Source organism: Mycobacterium timonense (assembly GCF_025821985.1).
GTDB lineage: Bacteria > Actinomycetota > Actinomycetes > Mycobacteriales > Mycobacteriaceae > Mycobacterium > Mycobacterium avium.
On record NZ_JACKSY010000066.1, the window covers coordinates 77889 to 97028 of the forward strand.

The 19140-nt window shown below is 70.5% G+C and carries 17 protein-coding genes, 1 tRNA gene and 1 other RNA gene; 11 read left to right on the forward strand and 8 right to left on the reverse strand.

All coding sequences use genetic code 11. From position 1 onward, the window contains the following. Nucleotides 1-213: 213 nt before the first annotated feature. Nucleotides 214-2058: a 2-isopropylmalate synthase gene (gene leuA, locus H7I87_RS16985; protein WP_276016163.1), complete on the forward strand. Its 1845-nt coding sequence runs from the start codon at nucleotides 214-216 to the stop codon at nucleotides 2056-2058. Here leuA and H7I87_RS16990 read toward each other — a convergent pair whose 3' ends face one another. After that, nucleotides 2059-3048 (reverse strand): DEDDh family exonuclease, encoded by a 990-nt coding sequence (locus H7I87_RS16990; RefSeq protein WP_003877008.1) that lies wholly within the window; start codon nucleotides 3046-3048, stop codon nucleotides 2059-2061. A 248-nt stretch (nucleotides 3049-3296) separates the two neighbouring features. Between H7I87_RS16990 and H7I87_RS16995 the strand changes: the two genes are divergently transcribed. Then, nucleotides 3297-4547 (forward strand): Mur ligase family protein, encoded by a 1251-nt coding sequence (locus H7I87_RS16995; protein ID WP_024636889.1) that lies wholly within the window; start codon nucleotides 3297-3299, stop codon nucleotides 4545-4547. After that, nucleotides 4540-5247, forward strand: a complete 708-nt coding sequence (locus tag H7I87_RS17000; RefSeq protein WP_009974605.1) for a type 1 glutamine amidotransferase — start codon at nucleotides 4540-4542, stop codon at nucleotides 5245-5247. The genes H7I87_RS16995 and H7I87_RS17000 overlap by 8 nt, the downstream gene beginning before the upstream one ends. A 14-nt stretch (nucleotides 5248-5261) precedes the next feature. Here the strand turns inward: H7I87_RS17000 and recR are convergent, their stop codons facing one another. Beyond that, complete coding sequence (recR, locus tag H7I87_RS17005) at nucleotides 5262-5873, reverse strand: recombination mediator RecR (RefSeq protein ID WP_003873365.1); 612 nt, start codon at nucleotides 5871-5873, stop codon at nucleotides 5262-5264. Between the two features lie 25 nt (nucleotides 5874-5898). Further along, complete coding sequence (locus tag H7I87_RS17010) at nucleotides 5899-6249, reverse strand: YbaB/EbfC family nucleoid-associated protein (RefSeq protein WP_010948819.1); 351 nt, start codon at nucleotides 6247-6249, stop codon at nucleotides 5899-5901. Nucleotides 6250-6347: 98 nt separating this feature from the next. Here H7I87_RS17010 and H7I87_RS17015 point away from each other — a divergent pair, with 98 nt between their 5' ends. Continuing rightward, entirely contained in the window at nucleotides 6348-7121 is a 774-nt protein-coding gene (locus H7I87_RS17015) for an Rv3717 family N-acetylmuramoyl-L-alanine amidase (RefSeq protein WP_010948820.1), read from the forward strand. Here the strand turns inward: H7I87_RS17015 and H7I87_RS17020 are convergent. Beyond that, nucleotides 7118-7555, reverse strand: a complete 438-nt coding sequence (locus H7I87_RS17020; protein WP_009974602.1) for an SRPBCC family protein — start codon at nucleotides 7553-7555, stop codon at nucleotides 7118-7120. The two genes, H7I87_RS17015 and H7I87_RS17020, sit on opposite strands and share 4 nt — an antisense overlap. A gap of 81 nt (nucleotides 7556-7636) precedes the next feature. Here H7I87_RS17020 and H7I87_RS17025 point away from each other — a divergent pair, with 81 nt between their 5' ends. Both H7I87_RS17025 and H7I87_RS17030 read left to right on the forward strand, forming a co-directional pair. Further along, the gene (locus tag H7I87_RS17025) at nucleotides 7637-9028 is read left to right on the forward strand and encodes an FAD-binding oxidoreductase (RefSeq protein WP_179143966.1); all 1392 of its coding nucleotides are present in this window, start codon (nucleotides 7637-7639) and stop codon (nucleotides 9026-9028) included. Continuing rightward, entirely contained in the window at nucleotides 9025-10335 is a 1311-nt protein-coding gene (locus H7I87_RS17030; protein WP_003873371.1) for a class I SAM-dependent methyltransferase, read from the forward strand. Before H7I87_RS17025 ends, H7I87_RS17030 begins: the two co-directional genes overlap by 4 nt. 9 nt (nucleotides 10336-10344) lie before the next feature. Here H7I87_RS17030 and H7I87_RS17035 read toward each other — a convergent pair whose 3' ends face one another. The 3 genes from H7I87_RS17035 to ffs all read right to left on the reverse strand — a co-directional run bounded on the left by H7I87_RS17035 (nucleotide 10345) and on the right by ffs (nucleotide 13921). Continuing rightward, nucleotides 10345-12183 carry a DNA polymerase III subunits gamma/tau gene (locus H7I87_RS17035; protein WP_033711738.1) on the reverse strand — a complete coding sequence of 613 codons (1839 nt, stop codon included), beginning with the start codon at nucleotides 12181-12183 and terminating at the stop codon, nucleotides 10345-10347. A gap of 205 nt (nucleotides 12184-12388) precedes the next feature. Beyond that, nucleotides 12389-13672, reverse strand: coding sequence for an aspartate aminotransferase type Ic (locus tag H7I87_RS17040; RefSeq protein WP_024636886.1), 1284 nt, complete (start codon nucleotides 13670-13672; stop codon nucleotides 12389-12391). A 154-nt stretch (nucleotides 13673-13826) separates the two neighbouring features. Beyond that, nucleotides 13827-13921: signal recognition particle sRNA small type (gene ffs, locus H7I87_RS17050), an RNA gene on the reverse strand. Between the two features lie 65 nt (nucleotides 13922-13986). Here ffs and H7I87_RS17055 point away from each other — a divergent pair. Beyond that, a tRNA-Ser gene (locus tag H7I87_RS17055) sits at nucleotides 13987-14075 on the forward strand. A 64-nt stretch (nucleotides 14076-14139) separates the two neighbouring features. Further along, a complete protein-coding gene (gene lucA / locus H7I87_RS17060) occupies nucleotides 14140-14964 on the forward strand; it encodes a lipid uptake coordinator LucA (protein ID WP_033719184.1) in 825 nt (274 codons plus the stop codon). Here the strand turns inward: lucA and H7I87_RS17065 are convergent. Then, nucleotides 14961-15338 (reverse strand): hypothetical protein, encoded by a 378-nt coding sequence (locus tag H7I87_RS17065; RefSeq protein WP_003873375.1) that lies wholly within the window; start codon nucleotides 15336-15338, stop codon nucleotides 14961-14963. The genes lucA and H7I87_RS17065 overlap by 4 nt on opposite strands. Before the next feature lie 176 nt (nucleotides 15339-15514). On the opposite strand from H7I87_RS17065, the gene H7I87_RS17070 reads away from it, so the two are divergent. From H7I87_RS17070 to H7I87_RS17080, 3 genes are all read left to right on the forward strand, one after another. Further along, nucleotides 15515-15973 (forward strand): lipoprotein LpqH, encoded by a 459-nt coding sequence (locus tag H7I87_RS17070; protein WP_003877012.1) that lies wholly within the window; start codon nucleotides 15515-15517, stop codon nucleotides 15971-15973. 97 nt (nucleotides 15974-16070) lie between these two features. Continuing rightward, nucleotides 16071-17759, forward strand: coding sequence for an ATP-binding protein (locus tag H7I87_RS17075; protein ID WP_033719185.1), 1689 nt, complete (start codon nucleotides 16071-16073; stop codon nucleotides 17757-17759). Further along, nucleotides 17750-19138: a CHAT domain-containing protein gene (locus H7I87_RS17080; protein WP_081256534.1), complete on the forward strand. Its 1389-nt coding sequence runs from the start codon at nucleotides 17750-17752 to the stop codon at nucleotides 19136-19138. The genes H7I87_RS17075 and H7I87_RS17080 overlap by 10 nt, the downstream gene beginning before the upstream one ends. Nucleotides 19139-19140: the final 2 nt, after the last annotated feature.

The following is a 19140-nucleotide window of genomic DNA, read 5'->3' on the forward strand; positions in this document are numbered from 1 at the left end:
TTTCGGGAATAAGTCCACAACAGAATACGTGCCCCCGCATGGTGATTTACGTCGCGATACCGGGTGGCCCGGCCTGCGCGGGCGCCGCGGTCCCGGCGGCATTTTCGCCACGGCGCCAATCGCGGTAAAGTTGCCGACGTGCAGCGGGTGCTCCTCCTCGGACGCCGCGACGGGGTCTGATTCCAGACCGGCTTCCCGTCGCGGGTGTTCGCGATGCGCCGGTCTGAGGTTCCTTCTGATATCCCCGGAGCAATCACCGTGACTTCCCATCCCGACGCCTTCAGCTCGTCCCGCAGCATCGTCAAACCCGCCGGCCCGCCCGGCCCCGGACAGCCGGCCTGGAACCCCCAGCGCGGCTCCTCGATGCCGGTCAACCGGTACCGGCCGTTCGCCGAGGAGGTCGAGCCCATCCGGCTGCCCGACCGCACCTGGCCCGACAAGGTCATCGACCGTGCCCCGCTGTGGTGCGCGGTGGACCTGCGCGACGGCAACCAGGCGCTGATCGACCCGATGAGCCCGGCCCGCAAGCGCCGCATGTTCGACCTGCTGGTCCGCATGGGCTACAAGGAGATCGAGGTCGGCTTCCCGTCGGCCAGCCAGACCGACTTCGACTTCGTCCGCGAGATCATCACCGAGGGCGCCATTCCCGACGACGTCACCATTCAGGTGCTGACCCAGTGCCGGCCGGAACTGATCGAGCGCACCTTCGCCGCGTGCCAGGGCGCGCCGCAGGCCATCGTGCACTTCTACAACTCGACGTCAATCCTGCAGCGGCGCGTGGTATTTCGCGCCGACCGGGCCGCGGTGCAGGAGATCGCCGTGGCCGGCGCCCGCAAGTGCGTCGAGGAGGCCGCCAAGTACCCCGAGACGCGGTGGCGGTTCGAGTACTCGCCGGAGTCCTACACCGGAACCGAACTGGAGTACGCCAAGCATGTGTGCGACGCGGTCGGCGAAATCATAAGGCCCACACCGGAAAACCCGATCATCTTCAACCTGCCCGCCACGGTGGAGATGGCCACCCCCAACGTGTACGCCGACTCCATCGAGTGGATGAGCCGCAATCTGGCCCGCCGCGACTCCGTCATCCTGAGCCTGCACCCGCACAACGACCGCGGAACCGCCGTCGCCGCAGCGGAATTGGGCTATGCGGCCGGCGCCGACCGGATCGAGGGCTGCCTGTTCGGCAACGGCGAACGCACCGGCAACGTGTGCCTGGTGACGCTGGGTCTGAACCTGTTCTCCCGCGGCGTGGACCCACAGATCGACTTCTCCAACATCGACGAGATCCGCCGCACGGTGGAGTACTGCAATCAGCTGCCGGTGCACGAGCGGCACCCCTACGGCGGCGACCTGGTCTACACCGCGTTCTCCGGCAGCCACCAGGACGCCATCAACAAGGGCCTGGACCAGATGAAGATCGACGCCGACGCCGCCGACACCGACGTCGAGGACATGCTCTGGCAGGTGCCGTATCTGCCGATCGACCCCAAGGACGTCGGGCGCACCTACGAGGCGGTGATCCGGGTGAACTCGCAGTCCGGCAAGGGCGGGGTGGCCTACATCATGAAGGCCGATCACGGCCTGGCCCTGCCGCGCCGGCTGCAGATCGAGTTCTCCCAGGTGATCCAGAAGATCAGCGAGGGCGAGGGCGGCGAGGTCAGCCCCAAGGAGATGTGGGACGCGTTCTTCGAGGAGTACCTGGCCCCGGTGTGGCCGCTGGAGCGGGTCAAGCAGCGCGTCGACGCCTCCGACGAGGACAGCGGCGTCACCAGCATCTCCGCGACGGTCAAGATCAACGGGGAGCAGACCGAGATCAACGGGACCGGCAACGGCCCGCTAGCCGCGTTCGTGCACGCGCTCGCCGGGGTCGGGTTCGACGTGGCGGTGCTGGACTACTCCGAGCACGCCATGAGTTCGGGCGACGACGCGCAGGCCGCCGCGTATGTGGAGGCGTCGGTCAACGGACGGACGGTGTGGGGTGTCGGCATCGCCCCGTCCATCACCACCGCCTCGTTGCGCGCGGTGGTGTCGGCGGTCAACCGCGCCGCCCGCGCCTGATCAGAACAGCGCCAGCTGCGGATCGGGCGTGGCGTCGGTGAACTCGTCCATGCTGGTGCCGCCGATGACGGCGCGAACGCAGTCCAAAAACTGCGCGTCGGAGATCACCGGCACCCCCAATTGCCGGGCCAGATAGCCTTTGCCGTGCTCGGCGGCGGGGTCGTTGCACACCACCAGCGAGGTCTCCCGGTCCACGGTGTCGCTGTAGGCCAGCCCGGCGTGCAGGATCCGCTCGACGAGTTCCTCGTGCGTGCGCTCGACCTCGGCGGCCAGTGCGACGCGCATGCCCTGGACGAGTGGCCGGCCGCCCACGTAGGGGCCCGGGTTGAGATAGGGGCAGGGCATCCGAGAGGCCAGCACCTTCAGCGGGCGCAGCTCGTCGTGGGTGACCCGGCCGTTGGGCCAGCGGCGCCGGGTCACCGGATGCACCGGCAGCCAGATGTCGCGTTCCCGGGCCCGCTGCAGCGCCGAGGCCAGCACGCCGGTCAGCACCATGGCGTCGTCGAAGGCGTCGTGCGGCCGCTGCTGGGTCACGCCCCAGTGCGCCGCCAGCGTCTCCAGCCGCAGGTTGTCGATGCCCAGGTCCAGCCGCCGGGCCAGCTCGACCGTGCACATCACGGTGTCGACGGGAAGTTCGATGCCGGCGAGTTCGGCCTCGGCGGCGAGGAAGGCGTAGTCGAAGGCCACGTTGTGGGCGACCAGGGTGCGGCCGCGCAGCACCTCGACCACATCGCCCGCGATGTCGGCGAACTGCGGCTGGTCTTCCAGCATGGCGGCGGTCAGGCCGTGCACATGGGTGGGGCCCGGATCCACGCCCGGGTTGAGCAGGCTCACCACCGACTGCTCGACCTTGCCGCCGGCGTCCAGCCCGAGCACCGCAAGGCTGATGATGCGAGCCTGACCCGGGCGAAAGCCCGAGGTCTCGACGTCGATGACGGCCCATCCCGCGTCCGGCTCGCTGGCCGGACGACCCCAGCACACCGCGCTCATGCACTGAGGATGGCACGGGCGACCGACATCACCGGTGTCACACGGCGCCGTGTCGGCGTTCGAATCGATCCGGGCGACCCGCTGCGCCCGGCGACAAGCGCCGCGCTTGCGATCGCGCCGAACTCGATGAGGGCGACCCGCTGCGCCCGGCGACAACGCCGCGCTTGCGATCGCACGGAACCCGATGAGGGCGACCCGCTGCGCCCGGCGACAAGCGCCGCGCTTGCGATCGCCCTTAAACTCTCCGGGTGCTGACCACCCGTGCCCGCCTGGCCCTGGCCGCGGGGGCGAGCGCGCGCTGGGCGTCCCGGGTGACCGGCCGCGGCGCCGGCGCCATGATCGGCGGGCTGGTCGCGATGACGCTGGACCGCTCCGTGCTGCGGCAACTGGCCACCGGCCGGCGCACCGTCGTCGTCACCGGCACCAACGGCAAGTCGACGACCACCCGGATGACCGCCGCCGCGCTGGCCACCATGGGATCGGTGGCCACCAACGCCGAGGGCGCCAACATGGACGCCGGCCTGGTCGCGGCGCTGGCCGCCAACCGCGGCGCCCGGCTGGCCGCCCTGGAGGTCGACGAGATGCACGTGCCGCACGTGTCCGACGCCGTCCGCCCGGGCGTCGTCGTGCTGCTCAACCTGTCCCGCGACCAGCTGGACCGGGTCGGCGAGATCAACGTCATCGAGCGGACCCTGCGCGCCGGCCTGGCCCGGCACCCGGACGCGGTCGTCGTGGCCAACTGCGACGACGTGCTGATGACCTCGGCGGCCTACGACAGCCCCCACGTGGTGTGGGTGGCCGCCGGCGGCTCCTGGGCGAACGATTCGGTGAGCTGCCCGCGCAGCGGCGAGGTGATCGTCCGCGAGCAGGGGCATTGGTATTCCACCGGCGCCGACTTCAAGCGGCCCAGCCCGCACTGGTGGTTCGACCCACAGGACGGCGGCAACCTGTACGGCCCCGGCGGTGTGGCGCTGCCGATGCGGTTGGCGCTACCGGGCGCGGTGAACCGGGGCAACGCCGCCCAGGCCGTGGCGGCCGCGGTCGCGTTGGGCGCCGATCCGGCGGCGGCGGTGACGGCCGTGTCGACGGTCGATGAGGTCGCCGGCCGGTATCGCACGGTGCGGGTCGGCGGGCACGACGTCCGCATGCTGCTGGCCAAGAATCCGGCGGGCTGGCAGGAAGCGCTGTCGATGGTGGACCCGCACGCCGACGGGGTGGTCATCTCGGTCAACGGCCGGGTACCCGACGGCGAGGACCTGTCCTGGCTGTGGGACGTGCGCTTCGAGCACTTCAACGACGCGTTCCAGACCACCCCGGTGGTGGCCGCCGGGGAGCGCGGCACCGACCTGGCGGTGCGGCTCGGGTACGCGGGTGTCGAGCACACCCTGGTGCACGACACCGTCGCCGCCATCGAGTCCTGCCCGCCCGGGCGGGTGGAGGTCGTCGCCAACTACACCGCGTTCCTGGCGCTGCAACGAGCGTTGGCGCGCCATGGCTGATTCGGTCGTGCGGATCGGGCTGGTGCTGCCCGACGTGATGGGCACCTACGGCGACGGAGGCAACGCGCTGGTGCTGCGGCAGCGACTGCGGCTGCGCGGCATCGACGCGGAGATCGTCGAGCTCACGCTGGCCGACCCGGTGCCCGAGTCGTTGGACCTCTACACGCTGGGCGGGGCCGAGGACTACGCGCAGCGGCTGGCCACCCGGCATCTGCTGCGCTACCCGGGCCTGCAGCGCGCCGCCGAACGCGGCGCGCCGGTGCTGGCGATCTGCGCGGCCGTCCAGGTGCTCGGGCACTGGTATGAGACGTCGGCCGGGGAGCGGGTCGACGGCGTGGGCATGCTGGACGCGACGACCTCCCCGCAGGACGCCCGCCACATCGGCGAGCTGGTCACCAAGCCGCTGCTGGCCGGCTTGACCGAGCCGTTGACCGGTTTCGAAAACCACAGGGGCGGAACGGTTTTGGGCCCCGCCGCCGCTCCCCTGGGCGCGGTGGTCAAGGGTGCGGGCAACCGCGCCGGAGACGGTTTCGACGGGGTGGTGCAGGGGTCGGTGGTCGCCACCTACATGCACGGGCCGTGCCTGGCCCGCAACCCGCAGCTGGCCGACCTGCTGCTGGGCAAGGTGGTCGGCGGGCTGCCCGAGCTGCAGATGCCCGAGGTGGAGTTGCTGCGCCGGGAGCGGCTGGCCGCCCGCTGAGCGGCCGAAAACCCTCAGACCATGGCGCGGCGGCCGGCCAGCGCGCGGCCCAGCGTCAACTCGTCGGCGAACTCCAGATCGCCGCCCATCGGCAGCCCGGAGGCGATGCGGGTCACGGTCAGGCCGGGAATGTCGCGCAGCATCCGCACCAGGTAGGTGGCCGTCGCCTCGCCCTCGGTGTTCGGGTCGGTGGCGATGATCACCTCGGTGATGTCGACGTCGTCGACCCGCTCCCCGATCCGGCTGAGCAGCTCGCGGATCCGCAGCTGATCGGGGCCCACCCCGGACAGCGGATCGAGCGCACCGCCCAAAACGTGGTAGCGGCCGCGGAATTCGCGGGTGCGCTCGACGGCCTGCACGTCTTTGGGCTCCTCGACCACGCACACCACCGACGCGTCGCGGCGGGGGTCGGAGCAAATCCGGCAGCGCTCGTCGTCGGAGACGTTGCCGCACACCGCGCAGAACCGCACCCCGTCGCGGACCCTGGCCAGCACCGCGGTCAGCCGGTCGATGTCGGGCGGTTCGACCGACAGCAGATGAAAGGCGATGCGCTGGGCGCTTTTGGGCCCGATACCCGGCAGCTTGCCCAGCTCGTCGATCAGGTCCTGGACGGGTCCCTCAAACATGTCGGCCCTGGAATCTACCCGGACGCTAAACGCCCGGCGCCGGCGCCGGAGGCTGCCCGGGCGGCGCGCCGAACCCGCCGGCCAGGGACCCGAGCCGCTCCTGGGCCATCCGGGTGACCTGCTTGGACGCGTCGGCCATGGCGCCGACGACCAGGTCCTGCAGGGTCTCGACGTCCGACGGGTCGACGACGGAGGGATCGATCTTGACCGCGACCACCTCGCCGCTGCCCTTGACGACGACCTTGACCAGACCCCCGCCGGCCTGACCGTGCACCTCGGCGTTGGCCAGTTGCTGCTGGGCCTCCATGAGCTTTTGCTGCATCTGCTGCGCCTGGGCCAGCAGCGCGGACATATCGCCTCCGGGTCCGGGTTGCATGACAGTCCCCTCGCGTCTTGGTCTCGACTTGGTTTCGCTCGTGAGTCTCCGGCGATTCGGAACACCCAGCGTAGACCGCGCGACGTTACCTTGGCGCCGTGGACCTACGACTGAGCAGACGTGTCGGGATCAAAGTGGCGGTCGGTGCGCTGGTTGCTGCGTCGACGGCGATCATTCCGACCGCGGCCCCGGCCGCGTGGGGGGTGCCGTCCAACATCGCCGGCATGGTGGTGTTCATCGACCCGGGCCACAACGGCTCCAACGACGCGTCCATCAACCGCCAGGTGCCCACCGGGCGCGGCGGCACCAAGGACTGTCAGGCCAGTGGGACGGCGACCAACACCGGCTACCAGGAGCACACCTTCACCTGGGACACCGCGCTTCGGGTGCGCGCCGAGCTGACCGCGCTGGGGGTGCGCACGGCCCTGGCCCGGGCCAACGACACCGGGCTGGGCCCCTGCGTCGATGAGCGCGCCAACATGGCCAACGCGTTGCACCCCAACGCGATTCTGTCCATCCACGCCGATGGCGGACCGCCGTCGGGCCGCGGCTTCCACGTCAACTATTCGGCCCCGCCGCTCAACCAGGTGCAGGCCGGGCCGTCGGTGCAATACGCCCGGATCATGCGCGACCAGATGCAGGCCTCGGGCATCCCGCCGGCCAACTACATCGGCCAGAACGGGCTGTACGGGCGCTCGGACCTGACCGGCCTGAACCTGGCGCAGTACCCGTCGATCCTGGTCGAGTGTGGCAACATGAAGAACCCCGCGGATTCGGCGCTGATGGAGTCGGCCGAGGGCCGGCAGAAGTACGCCGACGCGATGGTCCGCGGCGTCGCGGGCTTCCTGGGCTCCCAGGGCCAGGCCCGCTAGCTCTCCAGCTCCCTCTTCAGGTTGGCCAGCACCTCGCCCTGAATCTTCTTCAGCCCCAACGGCGCAAAGGTTTTCTCGAAGAAGCCCTTGACGCCGCCGGCGCCGGTCCAGGTGGTCTTGACGGTGACGCTGGAGCCGGGCCCGGCCGGTGCCACCGTCCAGTTGGTCACCATGGACGAATTGGCGTCCTTCTCGATCACGGTGTGCCCGGCCACGTCGACGTCGACCTGCACGTCGCGGACCCGCGACTTGGTGGCTTGCAGCTTCCACTTGGCGACCGTGCCGGCCCCCTGCCCGCCCTGCAGCACCTGGTAGTCGCTGTATTGCGGGGAGAGGATTTTCGGGCGGACGGTCTGGTAGTCCGCGACGGCGGCAAGGGTTGCCGCCGGGTCGGCGTTGATCAAGATGGTGCTGTCTGCGCTCACCTGTCCCACGGCGGCCCCTCCTGCTGATGGTTTCCCCGATACCGCCGCTCACGACGGGTGCACGGGCTGTTGTCGAAGACTAGGGTATATCTGGTGCCAGTCCTTGGATCCGCACTCTCGGCCCACCAGGCCGGCGTCGACCGGTTGCTGGAAAGTTATCGGTCCATCCCGGCAACGTCGGCCGTCCGGCTGGCCAAGCCGTCGTCAAACCTGTTCCGCGCCCGCACCAAACGCGACGCGCCCGGACTGGACACCTCCGGGCTGACCGGGGTGCTGGGGGTGGATCCGGAGACCCGCACCGCCGACGTGGCGGGCATGTGCACCTACGAGGACCTGGTGGCCGCGACCCTGCCGTACGGGCTGTCGCCGCTGGTGGTGCCCCAGCTCAAGACGATCACCCTCGGCGGCGCGGTCAGCGGCCTGGGCATCGAATCGGCGTCGTTCCGCAACGGTCTGCCGCACGAGTCGGTGCTGGAGATGGACATCCTCACCGGCGCCGGCGAATTGCTCACCGCGTCGCGCACCCAGCACGCCGACCTGTTCCGCGCCTTCCCGAATTCCTATGGCACGCTTGGGTATTCGACCCGGCTGCGGATCGAGCTGGAGCCGGTCGCGCCGTTTGTGACCTTGCGCCACATCAGGTTTCACGCGCTGGCTGACCTGATCGCGGCGGCCGAACGCATCATCGACACCGGCGGCCACGCCGGCACGCCGGTGGACTATCTCGACGGCGTGGTGTTCAGCGCCGACGAGAGCTACCTGTGCGTGGGCCGGCGGACCACCACCCCCGGCCCGGTCAGCGACTACACCGGGCAACACATCTACTACCAGTCGATCCGGCACGACTCCCCGGGCGACGAGCCCACCAAGGACGACCGGCTGACCATGCACGACTACTTCTGGCGCTGGGACACCGACTGGTTCTGGTGCTCGCGTGCGTTCGGCGTGCAGAACCCGCGGGTGCGGCGCTGGTGGCCGCGCCGCTATCGGCGCAGCAGCGTCTACTCCAAGCTGGTCTCGCTGGACCGGCGCTTGCGCATCTCGGACCGCATCGAGGCCCGCAACGGCCGTCCACCCCGCGAGCGGGTGGTGCAGGACGTCGAACTGCCGGTGGAACGGACCCTCGAATTCCTGGAGTGGTTCCTCGAAACGGTGCCGATCACCCCGATCTGGTTGTGCCCCTTGCGGTTACGCGACCACGACGGCTGGCCGCTGTACCCGATGCGCCCGGATCACACCTATGTCAACGTCGGCTTCTGGTCGTCGGTGCCCGCCGGTGCGACCGAGGGCGCCACCAACCGGCTGATCGAAGCCAAGGTGAGCGAGCTGGACGGGCACAAGTCGCTGTACTCCGACTCCTTCTACACCCGCGAGGAGTTCGACGAGCTCTACGGCGGCGAGGCGTACAACACCGTCAAGAAGACCTACGACCCCGATTCTCGTTTACTCGACCTCTACGCGAAGGCGGTACAACGGCGATGACGACCACCAAACAACCGCACCGGTCGCGGACCGGCAAGCTCAGCATGGCCGAGATTCTGGAGGTCTTCGCCGCGACCGGCCGCCACCCGCTGAAGTTCACCGCGTACGACGGCAGCACCGCCGGCAGCGAAGACGCCGAGCTGGGCCTGGATCTGCGCAGTCCGCGCGGGGCCACGTATCTGGCGACGGCGCCGGGCGAGCTCGGCCTGGCCCGCGCCTACGTGGCCGGCGACCTGCAGGCCTACGGCGTGCATCCGGGTGATCCGTACCGGCTGCTCAAGACGCTCACCGATCGGGTGCAGTTCAAGCGGCCGCCGGCCCGGGTGCTGGCCAACGTCGTCCGCTCGATCGGGTTCGAGCGGTTGTTGCCGGTGGCCCCGCCGCCGCAGGAGACGCGCCCCCGGTGGCGCCGGATCGCCGACGGGCTGATGCACACCAAGGCCCGCGACGCCGAGGCCATCCACCACCACTACGACGTCTCCAACCGGTTCTACGAATTGGTGCTGGGCCCGTCGATGACCTACACCTGCGCGGTGTACCCGCACCCCGACGCGACGCTGGAAGAGGCGCAGGAGAACAAGTACCGGCTGATCTTCGACAAGTTGCGGTTGGCCCCGGGCGACCGGCTGCTCGACGTCGGCTGCGGCTGGGGCGGCATGGTGCGCTACGCGGCGCGCCGCGGGGTGCGGGCGATCGGCGCCACCCTGTCGGCCGAGCAGGCGAAGTGGGCGCAGCGCCGCATCGACGACGAGGGGCTCGGCGACCTGGCGCAGGTGCGCCACTCCGACTACCGCGACGTCGCGGAAACCGGTTTCGACGCGGTGTCCTCGATCGGGTTGACCGAGCACATCGGCGTCAAGAACTACCCCGCCTACTTCGGGTTCCTGAAGAGCAAGCTGCGCACCGGCGGTCTGCTGCTCAACCACTGCATCACCCGGCACGACAACACCTCGACGTCGTTCGCCGGCGGGTTCACCGATCGCTACGTGTTCCCGGACGGCGAGCTGACCGGGTCGGGCCGCATCACCTGCGCGATCCAGGACGTCGGCTTCGAGGTGCTGCACGGCGAGAACTTCCGGCACCACTACGCGATGACGCTGCGCGACTGGTGCCGCAATCTGGTCGAGCACTGGGACGCCGCCGTCGACGAGGTCGGGTTGCCGACCGCGAAGGTGTGGGGTCTGTACATGGCGGCCTCGCGAGTTGCCTTCGAGCAGAACAACCTTCAGCTGCATCATGTGCTGGCGGCCAACGTCGACGCGCGCGGCGACGACGACCTGCCGCTGCGGCCGTGGTGGTCGCCCTAACTCCGATGCTCAGCCCCCGTCGATGCGGCGGGCGCCCAACTCGTTCTGCAGCAGCTCCAGCGCGGCCTCTTCCGGGTCGCGGCGCGCCGCCGGCTCGTCGCGCACCGCCTCGGCCAGCATGTGCTCTTCCTCGTCACGCCGGGCCGAATCCGGTTCGGGGACGGGCTGTTCCGGCTTGGGGTGCGGCGGGCCGGCCGTGGCCGGCGCCGGTGAGCCGGCCTCACAGCGCACCCGCCAGTTGACGCCCAGCGCATCCTTGAGCGCCTCGGCGATGACGTCGGCGTTGCGCTGTTCGCAGAGCCGCTTGGCCAGGGGTGCCGATTCATGCGTGAGCACCAGCGTGTTGTCCTCGATCGCCCGAACGGTGGCGCCGGCCAGCATCACCTCGGTGGTGCGGCTGCGCTGACGGACCTTGTCGCGCACCGTCGACCACATGCTTCGCACCGCGGCGGCATTGAGTTCCCCTGGCGCGGACGGGGTTTCGGAGGCCCGCGCCGGCTCCGGCGCCGGCTTGGGCTCCGGCGTGGGTTTGGGCCTCGGCTCCGGCCTGGCCTCGGGCTGGGGTTCCGGCTCGTGCTCGGGCTTGGCCGCCGCCGGCTCGGGCTTGGACGCCGGCTTGGGCGCCGCGGACGGCCGGGTGAACCGCACCGGCTGCTCGACCGGCTCGGCCGGCGTCGACCCCGCGGGAATGGACATGTCCAGCCGGGTCTCGATCCGCTCGACCCGTTGCAGCAGCGCCGATTCGGTGTCGCTGGCCGAGGGCAACAGCAGCCGGGCGCACACCACCTCGAGCAGCAGCCGCGGCGCCGTCGCACCCCGCATCTCGCCGAGCCCCGCCTGCACCACCTCGGCGTAACGGGTCAGGGTCGCCGGGCCGATCCGGGTGGCCTGGTCACGCATCCGCTCCAGCACGTCCTCGGGAGCGTCCACCACGCCGCGGCTGGCCGCATCGGGGACGGCCTGCAGCAGGATCAGGTCGCGGAACCGCTCGAGCAGGTCGGTGGCGAAGCGCCGCGGATCATGCCCGGCGTCGATCACCGACTCCACCGCGCCGAACAGCGCCGCGGCGTCGCCGGCCGCCAGGGCGTCCACGGCGTCATCGATCAGCGCCAGGTCGGTGGCCCCGAGCAGACCCAGCGCCCGCTGGTAGGTGACGTGCCCGCCCTCGGCACCCGCGACCAGCTGGTCCAGCACCGAGAGCGTGTCGCGTGGCGAGCCGCCGCCGGCGCGGATCACCAGCGGGTACACCGCGTCGTCGACGACGACGCCCTCTTGTTCGCAGATCCGCCCGATCAGCGCCCGCATGGTCTTGGGCGGCAGCAGCCGGAACGGGTAGTGATGGGTGCGCGACCGGATCGTCGGCAGCACCTTCTCCGGTTCGGTGGTGGCGAAGATGAAGATGAGGTGCTCGGGCGGCTCCTCGACGATCTTGAGCAGTGCGTTGAACCCCGCGGTGGTCACCATGTGCGCCTCGTCGACGATGAACACCCGGTAGCGCGACTGCGCCGGCGCGTAGAACGCCCGGTCGCGCAGCTCGCGGGTGTCGTCCACGCCGCCGTGGCTGGCCGCGTCCAGCTCGACCACGTCGATGCTGCCGGGCGCGTTGGGCGCCAGCGCCAGGCACGAGTCGCACACCCCGCACGGCGTGGCCGTCGGCCCCTGCACGCAGTTCAGCGAGCGGGCCAGGATGCGCGCCGAGGAGGTCTTCCCGCAGCCGCGCGGACCCGAGAACAGGTAGGCGTGGTTGATCCGGCCGGCTTCCAGCGCGATCGACAGGGGTTCGGTGACGTGCTCCTGCCCCACCACTTCGGCGAAGGTTGCCGGACGGTACTTGCGGTAGAGGGCCACGGTCAGCAGGCTACCGGGGCCGGCCGACGACGATGCGGGCCCGCCAGGGTCTGCTGAGGAGTCGGACAATCGGGCAGCGTCCGACGACGATGCGGGCCCGCCAGGGTCTGCGGGCATCGAGTGTGCGGCAGCGGCTTCCAGTGTGAATCTACGGCGGGCCCGCCCGGCGTGTCGTCGCCGTCATGCAACAGTCGAAGCCGTCAGCTCACACCCGATCGCGAGCCAGCAACGACTCCGAGGCCGCCAGCAGCGCGCAGGTGGCCAGGCCGTCGACCGCGTCGCGCAGATCGGGCAGCGACGGGAAGGTAGGCGCGATCCGGATGTTCGTGTCGTTGGGGTCTTTCCGATACGGGAACGACGCACCCGCCTCGGTGACCGCGATGCCGGCGTCCTTGGCCAGCGCGACGGTCCGCTTGGCCGTGCCGGGCAGCACGTCGAGGCTGATGAAGTAGCCGCCCTTGGGCTCGGTCCACGAGGCGATCTTGGAGTCGCTGAGCCGCTGGTCGAGGATCTCGAGCGCCAGCGCGAATTTCGGCGCCAGGATCTGCTGGTGGCGCAGCATGTGCAGCCGCACCCCGTCGGCGTCGCGGAAGAAGCGCAGGTGCCGCAGCTGGTTGACCTTGTCCGGCCCGATCGACTTCTTGCCCGCGTATTGCAGGTACCAGGCGATGTTGCCCAGCGATCCGCCGAAGAAGCTCACCCCGGCGCCGGCGAAGGTGATCTTGGAGGTGGACGCGAACACGTAGGGCCGGTTCGGGTTGCCGGCCGCGGCTGCCAGCCCCAGCACGTCGACCTGCCGGATGAAGTCGTGCGTGAGCGTGTGCACCGCGTACGCGTTGTCCCAGAACAGCCGGAAGTCGGGCGCCGCGGTGCGCATCTGGACCAGCCGCAGCACCGTGTCCCAGGAGTAGGTGACCCCGGTGGGGTTGCCGAACACCGGCACCGTCCACATGCCCTTGATGGCGGGGTCGGCGGCGACCAGTTCCTCGATCAGGCCGACGTCGGGCCCGTCGGACAGCATCGGGACGGGGATCATCTCGATGCCCATCGTCTCGGTGATGGCGAAGTGCCGGTCGTAGCCGGGGACCGGGCACAGGAACTTGACGCTCGGTTCGTCCTTCCAGGGCCGCTGCGAGTCGACGCCGCCGTAGAGCATGGAGAAGGCGACCAGGTCGTGCATCAGCTCCAGGCTGGAGTTGTTGCCCGCGATCAGGTTCTGCACCGGGATGCCGAGCAGCTCGCCGAAGATCGCCCGCAGTTCCGGCAGGCCGTGCAGCCCGCCGTAGTTGCGGGTGTCGGTGCCCTCGCTGTCGCGGTAGTCGTCGCCGGGCAGGGACAGCAGGGCGTTGGACAGGTCGAGCTGCGCGGGCGCCGGTTTGCCGCGGGTCAGGTCCAGCGACAGCTTCTTGGCCTGCAGGTCCGCGTAGCCCTGCTGGTGGCGGGCGTGCACTTCGGCGAGTTCGGCAGGGGTGAGGGACTCCAGCGACACCATGGCTATTGCGGGCCCTTTCGCCGTCCGACCGGGTGGAATCCGTGGCGATCGCAAGCGCGGCGGAGCCGGGCGTAGCGGGTCGCCACTCATCGAATCCAGTGGCGATCGCAAGCGCGGCGGAGCCGGGCGAAGCGGGTCGCCACTCATCGAAGGTAGGGGACCCCGCGCACCCGACAGAGCCCGTTGACCCTTGCTGCCTTCCGGCCCTGGGGGAGTTCACAGGATAGACGCCGCGCGGGGTCCACCCAGAGTCTAATACCCGACCCGGAGCAACTGGCGGCGGCGGTCAGGCGCTCGGTTACCATGGCCACGGAGGATTCGCCTAGTGGCCTATGGCGCTCGCCTGGAACGCGGGTTGGGTTAATAGCCCTCGCGGGTTCAAATCCCGCATCCTCCGCCATTGGTCCGCCCAGCGGACGCGCACAACGTGGGCCGGCTCCAGCCGGTCTTGCATGAGGAGGCTTATGGGGCGCAAGGTCGCCATCCCGTGGCACGCGTCATTTTCGATCGCTGCCGGCGTCCTCTACTTCTTCTTCGTGTTGCCCCGCTGGCCCGAACTGATGGGTGACACGACGCATTCGCTGGGGACGGCGCTGCGGATCGTGGCGGGTGTGCTGGTCGCGCTGGCGGCGCTGCCGGTGGTGTTCACCCTGTTGCGCACCCGCAAGCCCGAGCTGGGCACGCCGCAGCTGGCGTTGTCGCTGCGGGTCGCCTCGATCGTGGCGCACGTGCTGGCCGGGTTGTTGATCATCGGGACGGCGGTCAGCGAGATCTGGCTGAGCCTGGATGCCGCCGGCCGGTGGTTGTTCGGGATTTACGGCGCGGCCGCCGCGATCGCGCTGCTCGGCATTTTCGCGTTCTACCTCTCGTTCGTCGCGGAACTGCCACCGCCGCCGCCCAAACCGATCAAGGCCAAGAAGCCCAAGAAGCGCCGGCTGCGTCGCAAGAAGGCCGGCGAAGAGGTGGAGACGGCCGAAACGGCTGAAGCGGAAGAGGCCGAAGCGGAAGAGGCCGACGAGACCGAAGCGGCGCAGACCGTCACGGCCGAAACCGAAGCAGCCGAAGCAACCGAAGCAGCCGAAGACACCGCCGAGGCCGAGAAACCCGCCGCAACCGAGCCCGAAGCCGAGACGCCCGTGGCCGAGGACAGCGACGAATCGCGGGCCAAGCTGCGCAACCGCCGCCCGACGGGCAAGGGCACGCACCGGATGCGGCGCCGGCGCACCCGGGCCGGCGTCGCGGTCGACCAAACCGCCGAGCAGTCCGGCGACGACGCCGACGAGGACTAGCGCGCCACCGCCAGCAGCACCGGAATCGGCGTGTTCTCGTCGGTGTGATAACTCGCGCACACCCGGTGATAGCCGTCGGCGATCTGCAACGGGACACCGGCCAGGAAGTCGCCGCGCACCAACAGGATCGGCGACAGCGGTAGGCCCTTCTCGATCTTGGTGAGGTCCGCGGCGACGTGCGGGTTGTCCACCGGCAGCAGGTCCAGCCGCGCCGCCCGCAGAATGTCCTTCGCCTTGCGCTGCATCACCGTGGCGCGCTTGAGCTTCTTGATCACCTTCTTCACGGTCTGCGCGTCCGCGAGCATGCTCAGGTAATCGGCTGCCGCCGGAAAGTCATGGGCCTCAGGGGCTTCCAGCCATTTCACGCTGAGCATCGCGTGCCTCCCGTCACCCGCGCCGACACCGAGGCAGCCTACCGCCTGGGCGCCCCGAAATTTGGGATCGGTAGCGATCCGGGCGGTCTGTACTGACGCCAGGACGACGCCATCGGGGCGGCGCACGAAGGAAGGAACCACACGTGAAACGTCTACTCGCAGCTGCGACGGGGACCTTGGGCTGCGCTGCGGCCGCGGTGACGCTGGTCGGCTGCTCGAGCGGCGGCCACTCGGCCGCTCCGGCATCGAGCACCGCGCCCAGCGCCTCCACCGGCACCAACGCACAGGTCAAGGTGGGCGGCGCCGACCTGCCGGGCGTCAACCCCGCCTCGGTCACCTGCGTGCGCACCGGCGGCAAGATCGACATCGGCAGCGGCTCCACCGGCGGCGCCCAGCAGGCGCTGGCCGTGGTGCTGACCGACGAGGCCACCCCGAAGGTCGAGTCGCTGGCGCTGGTCGTCGACGGCAACGCGCTGGCGGTCAGCAACAACATGGGCGCCAAGGTGGGGTCGGCCGACGTCGCGGTCGACGGCAAGACCTACACCATCACCGGCCAGGCGCAGGGCGCCGACATGAAGAACCCGATGGCCGGGATGATCACCAAGGACTTCAGCATCAAGGTGTCCTGCGGCTGATTGGTTGCGGCCCGCGAGCGGCGGACGTGCCTCACTCACGCGTCCGCCGCTCGCGGTTCGGCCGACCAGAGCACCGCCGCGGTCTTATGATGCAGCCGTGTCGATCCCGGACGGGCTGCAGCGGGCCCGCCGCATGGCGTTAGCGGCCGACGAGGCCGGCGCCCGCCATCTGCTGCTGTCCCTGATACCGCGCATCGAACGGGACGACCGAGACGATCTCATGCTGGAAGTGCTTGCCCAGCTTGGCGAGATCTACCTGGCGCGCGGCGCCGACGACGGCGTCGAGGAATCGATCCGGCGCATCCAAGACTGCCTGGCCGCCTATGCGAGCATGCCCGCCGACGCCGAGAACGCGCGCATGATCTGCCGCTACTCGCGGCGGGCCAGGTTCCTGCAAACGGGCTTGGCCGCCGCACGCGGCGACCACGAAGGCGCCGCGGCGGCCCTGGACCTGTTGAGCGACACCGGCGGCGAATTCCCCGAGCTCGCCGCCGAACACGCGCAGCTGTGCGCTCGCGCGCGGGTGCTGTGCGCCACCGCGCTGTGCGACGACGACCTCCACGTGCAATCGGTTCCGTTGTGGGACAAAATACTTGAGCACATCGGCGACAGCGGCGGCGACGACGAGAACGCCGATCACCTGTGGGTCACCGCGGCCACCGGATACGGCAGGTTCTGCGTCGAAACGGGGCGGTTGGCCGAAGCCGAGCCGTGGTTACGCCGCGCCGAGGCGCGGGCCGACGCCCACGGCTGGGAATTAGCCAGGGCCAGAGCACAATTGGAGCGGGCCACGGCGCGCTGGGCGGCCAACGACCATGCCGGCACCGAACAGCTGGTGTCGCAGGCCTATCCCGTCATCGCCCGGCATGCCCGCGCGCACGACGTCGCACGCTGCTGGCTGTACCTGGGACTCACCCGGCTTGGGTCGGGCGCCCTGGAAGCCGCCGACGAATGCTGGGAACACGCCGAGCGGCACTGGCGCGAGTTGGGAAAGCCGCTGCACCTTCACCGTATTCTGTTGCAGCGCAGCTGGATAGCGATCTTCTGGAGTCGCTTCGCCGACGCCGTCGAGCTGATCGCCCAGGCCCGGGAACTGCTGGACTCCTCACCGCGCAGCAGCTGGCTGCAGTACGCGCAACTGGACAGTCATCTCGGAACGGTGTGGCGCGCCGACGCCCTGGCGGACCTGGGTTTCGACAGCTCCGGCGACCCCGAGGAGTCGCTGCAGGAGACCGAGGCGCGCCAGGCCGAGGGCCTCGGCATCCTGCGCGGCGAGGTCGGCACACCGGAATACCGGCGCGGCATGAGCAAGCTGCAGCAGGCGGCGGAGTTGAAAGTGCCCGCCGCGCTGGCGGTCGACTCGGTGCGGTATTCGATCGCTGACGCCGACGCGCGAGCACGCTGGGCCACCACCATCGCGGCGCCCATCCTGGCCGGCGCCTTCGCGGTGGCCTGGGAGTGGGAGAACACCGCGCTCATCAGTGAGCTGGTGGAATACCACAGCGCGCGCGGGACTTTCGAGGCCCTGCAGCGCCCGCAGACCGGCGAATGGGCGTCCACGGCCGTCGCATCGGTTTCGCTGGACACCGGCGCCGAGCCCGCCGCGCTGGCCGCCGCCGGGCCGCCGGTGGCCGGCGGTGTGTCGCTGACCCGGCTGGGGCCGTTGCCGCCGTTGCGGATGCACCCGGGCGAGGCGCCGATCCTGGACCACTACCGCACGCTGGCCGTGCAACGCTACGGGCGCGCCGTCACCGCCGACGAGCCGGCCTGGTCGACGTGGCCGTGACCGAATCCGGCCGGCTGACACTGGTACTGCGCTACGCCGACCTCGGCATCGCCACCTACGCCAGCCTGCAGATCGTCGGGCAGCCCGAGCGGACCGTCGCCTGGGTGGTGGAGGAACCGCTGCTGCTGGCCGCCCTGCAAGAGCTCGCCGCAGCGTTGCCCGAGCCGCACGACGCCGAGAATCGGCGTGCCGCCATCGGCCGCGCGCTGAGCACCGGGGCCTTCGCCGCACCGGACACCGAACTCACGCTCGCCTACATCCTGGGCGTGCTGCTGATCGGCAGCGCGGGCTGGCAGCTGTTGACCGAATGTGTGTCGTCGCCGCGGGCGGTGCTGTTCGTCTCGCCCAGCGCGCGGCTGGCCCGGGTGCCCTGGGGGCTGCTGGCGATCCCGAAATCGGGGCCCAGCAAGGAGGAGCTGGTGCGCGCCCGCCAGGACGCGATCACCGCCGCCGGGCGCGCCGCGGCCCAAATCCCTTGGCGTCTAGGGGATTTGGCCGCACTGACCGACGGGCATCGGCTGATGGAACTGGTCGAGGTGCTGATGGCGGTACCCCCCAACATTGTGCACGCGCCGCGGACGGCCACCGAATGGGACGCCCGGCGCGACGGGCCGCCGCTGCTGGTGCTCGACCCGCGGGTGCCCGGGCAGCGGCCGGACTCCGCGCTCGGGTCCGTGCTGGGCAGGCCGTCGCCGGACACGCCGGTCGGCCGGCACTTCGCCGAGCTGGTGCGGCGGCGACCCGTGCTGCCGCGGGTCGACGCGGTGGTCGACCTGTTCCGCCGGCGCGACGCCGACCGCCGCTGGCTGGCCGGGCTGCTGGCCCGATCCCCGTGCCGGCTGCTCTATGTCGGGCACGCCAGTTCGGCGGACGACGATCACCGGCACGGCGGCCGCGCCGATCGGGCGGCCCTGCATCTGGCCGACCCGGCGGCGGTGCCCGGCGACGCCAACGCCATCGGCGATCACCGGCCGCTGACCGCCTCGGATTTGATGGCGCTGCGGTTGCCGATGCCGCCGCGGGTGGCGCTGCTGGCCTGCGGGTCGGGCGGCGACTATCAGTTCGACGAGGCGACCGGTCTGGTGGCGGCGATGATCCTGAACGGGGCGCAGCTGGTGACCGCGACGCTGTGGTCGCTGCCGACGACCGCCGCCTACCGGCAATTCGCGATGCCGGCCCGCGGATCCCCCGAATCCGTCGACCCGATGGCCGATCTGGTGTCCGCCGTCGACACCGCGCACGACGCTCCCGCAGACGCCGGGTGCGCGCTGAACCGGTGGCAGCGCGCCCAGATGCGACGCTGGCGCGACGGGGATCGTGTTGCCAGCCCGCTGTATTGGGCCGCACTGGCCACCTTCACCGTCGATGGTGCGCGCTAGTG